Annotated in this window: 9 protein-coding genes; all 9 read left to right on the forward strand. The window is 30.6% G+C overall.

Annotated elements, in window-relative coordinates; all coding sequences use genetic code 11:
* Nucleotides 1-99: 99 nt before the first annotated feature.
* A complete protein-coding gene (locus tag HW423_RS10470) occupies nt 100-615 on the forward strand; it encodes a GNAT family N-acetyltransferase (protein WP_218931854.1) in 516 nt (171 codons plus the stop codon).
* A 13-nt stretch (nt 616-628) separates the two neighbouring features.
* Nucleotides 629-1,609 (forward strand): ATP-grasp domain-containing protein, encoded by a 981-nt coding sequence (locus HW423_RS10475; protein WP_218931855.1) that lies wholly within the window; start codon nt 629-631, stop codon nt 1,607-1,609.
* Entirely contained in the window at nt 1,609-2,811 is a 1,203-nt protein-coding gene (locus HW423_RS11455) for a glycosyltransferase family 4 protein (RefSeq protein ID WP_218931856.1), read from the forward strand. The genes HW423_RS10475 and HW423_RS11455 overlap by 1 nt, the downstream gene beginning before the upstream one ends.
* A 9-nt stretch (nt 2,812-2,820) precedes the next feature.
* Entirely contained in the window at nt 2,821-3,837 is a 1,017-nt protein-coding gene (locus tag HW423_RS10485; protein ID WP_218931857.1) for an SDR family NAD(P)-dependent oxidoreductase, read from the forward strand.
* Between the two features lie 3 nt (nt 3,838-3,840).
* Nucleotides 3,841-4,950 carry a polysaccharide biosynthesis C-terminal domain-containing protein gene (locus HW423_RS10490; protein WP_218931858.1) on the forward strand — a complete coding sequence of 370 codons (1,110 nt, stop codon included), beginning with the start codon at nt 3,841-3,843 and terminating at the stop codon, nt 4,948-4,950.
* Nucleotides 4,951-4,953: 3 nt separating this feature from the next.
* Complete coding sequence (gene wecB, locus HW423_RS10495; protein ID WP_218931859.1) at nt 4,954-6,078, forward strand: non-hydrolyzing UDP-N-acetylglucosamine 2-epimerase; 1,125 nt, start codon at nt 4,954-4,956, stop codon at nt 6,076-6,078.
* Nucleotides 6,079-6,092: 14 nt separating this feature from the next.
* Nucleotides 6,093-7,196, forward strand: coding sequence for a glycosyltransferase family protein (locus HW423_RS10500; RefSeq protein ID WP_218931860.1), 1,104 nt, complete (start codon nt 6,093-6,095; stop codon nt 7,194-7,196).
* Nucleotides 7,186-8,088: a glycosyltransferase family 2 protein gene (locus HW423_RS10505; protein ID WP_218931861.1), complete on the forward strand. Its 903-nt coding sequence runs from the start codon at nt 7,186-7,188 to the stop codon at nt 8,086-8,088. Before HW423_RS10500 ends, HW423_RS10505 begins: the two co-directional genes overlap by 11 nt.
* Before the next feature lie 31 nt (nt 8,089-8,119).
* On the forward strand, nt 8,120-8,415 hold a 296-nt coding region (locus HW423_RS10510; RefSeq protein WP_218931862.1), incomplete at its 3' end, for a hypothetical protein.

An 8,415-nucleotide genomic window follows, 5' to 3' on the forward strand; every position in this document is an offset into this window, starting at 1 on the left:
CCTTCTTAAAAGATATTCATATAATTTTTAAAACAATTTTGAAACTTTTTAAATCGGATGATATATACATGAATTATGATGAATAGTTAGGAGAATATGATGATAAATGGAGAATTAATTTATTTAAGACCTATTATTAAAGATGATTTAAAATACTTAAATGATTGGAAAAATGATGAAGAAACTTATAAGTTTCTTGGAGGAGGATTTATGCCTATCTCTAAGGATCAACAATCAAATTGGTTGGATAGCATGATTGATCTTACAGGTAATAATAAACGTTATATAGTATGTAAGCAATCTGATGACAATCCAATTGGTATGATTGGATTGTACGGAATTAATTGGATTCATAGAACTACAGAAGTTGGATTATACATAGGTGATAAAAATGAACTTAGAAAAGGCTATGCTAAAGAAGCTTATGCATTGCTAGAGAATTTTGCCAAGAATTATCTGAACATAAGAAAAATTAATCTAAATGTTGTTGATTTTAATAAGAAAGCAAAATTAATGTGGGAAAATTATGGTTTCCAAATATGTGGTAAGTTAACTGAAGAGAGATTTATTGATGGACGATATTATGATTTATTGATAATGGAAAAGTTTATTTAGTTAAGGAGCAATTATGAACATACTGATATTAAGTGGAGGAACAAGGAACAAAATTGTTCAATACTTTAAAAAAGAGTTAGGTACACGCGGAAGAGTATTGGTGACTGATTGTAGTCCTTTAGCTCCTGCATTATATGAAGCAGACGAGTATTTTTTAGTGTCACGTATTACAGAACACGGTTATATCGACGAAATATTAAATATTTGTAAGGGAAATAATATTACAGGTGTATTATCTTTAATAGATCCAGAACTAACTTTGTTAGCTGAGAACTATGATAAATTCAAAGAAATAGGAACAACACCTATAATATCCGATGTAGATTTAATAAACTTGTCGTTTGATAAATATGAGTTTAGTAAATTTGTAACTGAGCTAGGCTTTAAATCTATAAGAAGTTATAAGGAATTAGAATCATTTAACAAAGATTACGAACTAGGAGTAATAGATTTCCCGGTTTTTGCGAAGCCCATTACAGGGAGTGCAAGTATTAACATTAATAAAGTTACATCAAACGAACAACTTGAAGATTTATTTAATAGATATGATGACTTGCTAATTCAAGAAATGATGGATGAAAAGGAATATGGAGTCGACGTATATATTGATATGGTTTCTCATGAACCGGTGAGCATTTTTATTAAAGAAAAATTGGCTATGAGGGCTGGCGAAACTGATAAATCTGTATCAGTAAGAAATGAAAAGCTATTCAATATTATCTTTAATTTTGTAAAAAAAGCAGGTTATAGAGGGATTATTGACATTGATGTTTTTGAGAAAAACGGAGAATTTTATATATCAGAAGTAAACCCACGTTTTGGTGGTGGGTATCCTCATGCATACGAAGTCGGTGTGAATGTTCCAAAACAAATAATAAATAATTTAAACAATAACAAGAACAAAGAAAACTTTGAATATGAACAAGATATATTCATGATGAAGTTTAATGAAGTGAATATCCAGAAAATAGTTAATAATAGAGGTGTGAACTAGTGAAGATATTATTCTTATCATTAGGAAAACTTGAGGATATTGATACTCCAGGGATTTATACAGATTTAATGAGGGAAATGCGTGATAATGGGCATGACGTATATGTAGTTTCGTCAAGAGAAAGAAGACTAAAGCAACCAACAATACTAGAAAATCAATCTGGAATTCATATATTAAAAGTTAAAATAGGGAATATAAAAAAAACGAATATTATTGAAAAAGGTTTGTCTACACTTTTAATTGAACACCATTATTTAAAAGCAATAAAACAAAACTTATCAGATGTAAAGTTCGACCTAGTGATGTATTCTACACCTCCTATTACCTTTGAAAAAGTCGTATCTTTTATCAAGAATAGAGATAATGCTATTTCGTATTTATTATTGAAAGATATATTTCCACAAAATGCTGTGGATTTAAATATGTTTAAAAGAAATAGTTTGATACATGCCTTCTTCAAAAGAAAAGAGAAACAACTATATCAGATATCAGACTTTATTGGTACAATGTCCCCAGCTAACAGAGACTATCTATTAGCTAATAATCCTGAAATAGACCCTACAACTGTAGAGGTTTGTCCAAATACTATAACTCCTATAAACATAGAAATATCTTTAGAAGAAAAAATTAGATTACGAAAAAAATATACAATACCTGTCAATAAAGTCTTATATATATATGGAGGGAATCTTGGTAAACCACAAGGAATTGATTACTTAATTGAGTGCTTAAAAAAGAATGAGCAGAATGCTGAAACATTCATCTTAATAGTAGGTAATGGGACAGAATTTAAAAAACTAAAGAATTTCTTTGATACAAATAAACCTCAAAATGCGAAATTAATGAATGAACTTCCTAAGGACGAATATGATATTTTATCAAATACTGCTGACGTAGGATTGATTTTTTTAGATCATAGGTTTACAATTCCCAACTTTCCATCGAGATTGTTGTCTTATATGCAAGCTTCATTACCTGTAATTGCAGCCACAGATAAAAATACTGATATTGGTCAGATTATTGAAGAAAACGAAATTGGCTATTGGAATGAAAGTACAGATGTGGAAGCGTTCAATAATAACTTATTAAAATTAACGGATAAAAATATGAGAGAGAAATTTGGTAAAAATGGAAGAATCTTCTTAAATAATAACTATACATCAAAGGATGCATGCAAAACAATTATAAAACATATGGAGTGAGGTAATCGAATGTTCAAAAATAAAATATTATTAATAACAGGTGGAACAGGATCATTTGGTAATGCAGTGCTGAAACGCTTCTTAGATTCAGACTTTAAAGAAATTCGAATCTTCTCACGTGATGAGAAGAAACAAGATGATATGCGAAAAAAATATAATAACAACAAAATTAAGTTTTATATCGGAGATGTGCGAGATATTAATAGTATAAAGGATGCTGTTCGTGATGTTGATTATATCTTCCATGCAGCTGCTCTAAAACAAGTTCCATCCTGTGAATTCTTCCCGATGGAAGCTGTTAAAACGAACGTTATAGGTACTGATAATGTACTGACTGCTGCCATTGATGCTGGGGTAAGTAATGTAGTGTGCCTATCAACAGATAAGGCAGCCTACCCAATTAATGCAATGGGTACATCTAAAGCCATGATGGAAAAGGTAATTGTGGCAAAAGCGCGTAATATTGACCCTGAAAAAACACGCATTAGTGCAACCCGTTATGGTAACGTTATGGCATCACGTGGAAGTGTTATTCCACTCTTCATCGAACAAATTAAAGCAGGCAAACCATTAACATTAACAGATGGTGAGATGACACGCTTTATGATGAGTTTAGATGAAGCAGTTGATTTAGTATTATTCGCATTTGAACATGCTGAACAAGGTGATATTATGGTACAAAAAGCACCTGCAAGTACAATTAATACATTAATTAAAGCAATTGATAAAATCTTCAATGTTCAATCAGATATTAAAGAAATTGGCATTCGTCATGGAGAGAAAATGTATGAGTCTCTTTTAACAAAAGAAGAAGCCGTACGTGCGATTGATATGGGAGATTTCTACCGTGTACCATCAGACAAGCGTGATCTTAACTATGACAAGTATTATGAAGAAGGTAACCCAACTGGCTTACTTGATGAATATAACTCTGATAATACAGAACAATTAACCGTTGATGAATTAGCAGAGAAATTATTAGCATTAGATGAAGTTCAGGCTGAATTAGCTAACTGGGAGGGTTAATCATTGAATATTCTCGTAACAGGAGCCAACGGATTTGTTGGTAAAAATTTAATTGCGACTTTAGAGCAAATGGAAGACTATAATGTGCTTAAGGTAACACGTCAAACAACAGCGGAAGAATTTAATGAGTATGCTCAAAAAGCTGACTTTGTCTATCACTTAGCAGGTGTAAACCGACCAGAGAAAGAAGAAGAGTTTGTTGAAGGTAATGTTGATTTTACTCAGACATTGTTGAATGCGTTAATCGAAGCAGAGAACAAAGCACCAATTCTAATTACATCCTCTACACAAGTAGCCAATGATTCAGCTTACGGACAAAGTAAGAAGGCTGGTGAAGATTTAGTCTTTCAATATGGCAATGACTATGACGTAAAGACATACGTATATCGCTTACCTAACTTATTTGGTAAATGGTCTAAACCAAACTATAATACCGTTATCGCAACTTTTAGTCATAAGATTGCTAGAGGTGAAGAGATAACCATTAACGATCCAGAAGTTGAGTTGACGCTCGTTTATATTGATGATCTAGTTGAAGAATTTCTTAGAGCCATGAGTGATCAACCGACCAAAGACGGAGAGTACTGTGTTGTTCCTGTAAGTTATCAGGAGAAATTAGGGCATATTGCTGAGTTGCTTCAAGAGTTTAAAGATTCAAGATCTAATCGCGTAATCTCGAATTTAGATGATGACTTTACTCGTAAATTATATAGTACTTACTTAAATTTCTTACCAGTCGATGGCTTTAGTTATCCCTTAGTTATGCATGAAGACCCTCGTGGGTCTTTCACGGAGTTTGTTAAATCTCCTTATGCTGGTCAAGTATCAGTCAATGTCTCTAAACCAGGAATTACTAAAGGGGAACATTGGCATCATACTAAAAATGAAAAATTCTTAGTTGTATCGGGACAAGGAGTGATTCGCTTTAGAGACTATTTCTCAGATGAAGTGATTGAGTATGAAGTATCGGGAGAAAAATTAGAAGTTGTTGATATTCCAACAGGTTATACACATTCAATTGTTAATACAGGTGACCATGATATGGTAACGATTATGTGGGTGAACGAGATGTTTGATCCGAACAACCCTGATACATTCTTTTTGGAGGTTTAATGAATGAAAAAATTAAAAGTAATGACGGTAGTGGGAACTCGCCCTGAAATTATCCGCTTATCTTCAGTAATAAAGAAGTTGGAAGAATCTGAAGCGATTGAACATATTTTAGTTCATACAGGACAAAACTATGATTATGAATTAAACGAAGTTTTCTTTGAAGACTTTGGTCTAAGGAAACCAGACTACTTCTTGAATGCTGCTGGAGGCTCTCCAATGGAGACTGTGGGACAAATACTAGCGAATATTGATCCTATTCTAGCAGATGAAGCACCAGATTCATTCTTAGTCTTAGGGGATACCAATAGTTGTTTATGTGCGATTGCAGCAAAACGTCATCATATTCCAATCTTTCATATGGAAGCAGGGAACCGTTGTTTTGATCAACGTGTACCAGAAGAAACTAACCGAAAGATTGTTGACCACGTGGCAGATATCAACTTAACTTATAGTGATATTGCTCGTGAATACTTATTAGCTGAAGGCTTACCAGCAGACCAAATTATTAAGACAGGTAGCCCAATGTTTGAAGTATTAAATGAAAAGTTAGATGATATAAAAAATGCTGAAAGCTACCAAAAGTTAGGACTAGAACAAGGACAATACTTTGTTGTCTCAGCTCATAGAGATGAAAATATTAGTTCAGAGCGTAACTTCTTGAACTTAGTTGACTCATTAAATGAAATTGCCGAAGTTTATCAATTGCCAGTTATCGTAAGTACACATCCTAGAACACGTAAGATGATTGAAGAAAAAGGTGTCGAATTCAATGAGTTGGTTCAGTTAATGAAACCAATGGGCTTCACTGAATATAATAACCTTCAATTGAATTCAAAAGCAGTCTTAAGTGACAGTGGAACTATTAGTGAAGAATCATCAATCCTTAAGTTCAAAGCATTAAACCTACGTGAAGCACATGAACGTCCAGAAGCAATGGAAGAAGGTGCGGTCATGATGGTTGGACTTGAAAAGGAACGGATTATACAGGGACTAACTATACTTGATTCGCAAGAAGAGGGAACATTGAGATTAGTTGCGGATTATAGTATGCCGAATGTTTCTGACAAAGTTTTGAGAATTATATTAAGTTATTCAGACTATATTAATAGAAAAGTTTGGTATAAATAAAGGAGCTTTTTTTATTGAATAATTCAAAAATATGCATAGTATCAACGGCAAATGTAAAGCACATGACGCTTATTAGCTTATATACTGATATTTTAAAAGCCTATAATATTGAATTTGATATTGTATACTTAGATAGGTATGGTATTGTCGAAGATATTGGGGCTAATAAGGTATATAAACTATGTAAGAACATAACACCTAAGACTACCAAAAAAGAGAAACTAAGATATTTTATAGAATTCAGAAATTTTTCTAAGAATATTATAAATAACAATAATTATGATCTAGTTATTGTTTGGAATACGCTAACGTCATTATTATTAGCTGATGTCTTATTAAAAAACAAAAAAAAGTACATTTTAAATATTAGAGATTATTATTTTGAAAAAAATTTTATTATATATTATTTGCACAAACAACTAATCAGAAATTCAATTTTTACTACGATATCATCAAAAGGTTTTTTGGACTTTTTACCAAGAGCAAAATATATTTTTGTACATAGTTTAAATGAAGAAATTATTAATTTGAATGAAGAGCAGAATTATACTTTTGGAAGGAAAAATGATCCAATTAATATCGGTTTTTTAGGGAACGTTAGATTCTATGAAGTACAGAAAAAGATAATAAATTTACTAGGTAATGATGATAGGTTTAGGCTTTGGTATTGTGGTACTAATAGTGAACCATTGGAAGAGTATGTATTTGAAAGAAATATTAAAAATTGTGAATTTACCGGGGAATTTTCACCAAGTGAAACTGAATTTTATTTAAATAAATTTGATATCATTAATAATATTTTTGGGAGCAAAGATATAAGTGTTAAGACTTTAACACCTATAAGATTATATTATAGTACAAATTACAAAATTCCAATTCTTGTAAATAAGGATACTTATTTGGGGAATTTAGTAGAAGAATTTAATTTGGGGTTAACTTTAGATGAGAATGAATTGAATTTTGCAGATAAATTATATAATTATTTTATTAATCTAAAGTCAGATGAATATATAAAGGCGACCCAAAAATTTAATGAACTGGTTATTAATGAGAATAATTTATTCAAAAATAAATTTAAATCATTGGTAATTAGATTGAAGGAGAAAAATGAACAATAAAGCAAATTTAAATCTATCGATAGTTATTCCACACTATAATAGCTGGAGTGAATTAAATAGTTTATTAAAAACTATCCCTACTAATTCAATATCGGTGATTGTTGTTGATGATAATTCTATTGATAGTGAATCCAATTTGAGTGAATTTCAGGAAAAATTTCCAGATGTAACATTTTTAGTTAATACATCAGGGAATAAAGGAGCGGGCGCAGCGCGAAATATCGGAATAAATAAGGTATCCACTCAGTGGATTATGTTTGCAGATGCAGATGATCTATTTATTGATAATTTCGAAAATAATATTAATAAATATTTTAATTCGAAGTTCGATGTTATTTATTTTGAGCCAACTAGTTTTAAAACTGGTAATGTTATTCGCTCTAAAAGACACATACCGTATAAAAATTTAATTAGTCAGTTTAATAATGAGCCCACTTTAAAAAATGAATTACTATTACGGTGTGGCTTTTACGTGCCTTGGGCGAAGCTAATACGAAAATCTTTAATTGATGAATTTGATATTAAATTCGAAGAAATACAATATTCTAACGATTTATTATTTTCAGCGAAAATTGGTATTAAAGCTAAAGAAATTTTAGCAGTTAATCAAGTTATTTATTCGGTCAGAGAATCAGATACCAGCCTTACAAGTAATATGGATAGTCGAAAATTTAAAATTAGATTTAATGCTTGGCTTAGATATGTGGATTATTTAAAGTCTAATTTAAATGAGAGAGAGTATAAAGTTCTAAATTTAACAGCTTTTTCACAAATAATACATATATTTAGAAATAAATTAGGTTTAAAATCATTTTTTTATGCAATAAGAGAGTCTTATAAGCGAAATATTCCAATAATTAGATTGGAAGATTTTATAAAGAGAATAAAATGAAATTATAAAGCTATGGAGTGATATATAAGTAATGAATAAATTTAGAAATTTTTTGATGATAGTTCTATTAAGTACGTTTTCTACTTCAGGTGTTTTATTACAGACTGATGAATATTCTGGGCTTGTTAATGTACTGATTATAATTCCTAGCTTGATTTTATCTATTATTTTTATATTTTCAAAAAAGAGTGCTCAACAAATTTATATTTCTTCCTTAGATATAGTATATTTATTATTTTTTATTTCTAGTATATTTTCTATATTAATAAATGGAAATTTAGATTTATTATTATCAGTAGTCAAACTCCTAGTTTTCTATATTGTATT

This window comes from Ruoffia halotolerans, from assembly GCF_014049385.1.
GTDB classification, from domain to species: domain Bacteria; phylum Bacillota; class Bacilli; order Lactobacillales; family Aerococcaceae; genus Ruoffia; species Ruoffia halotolerans.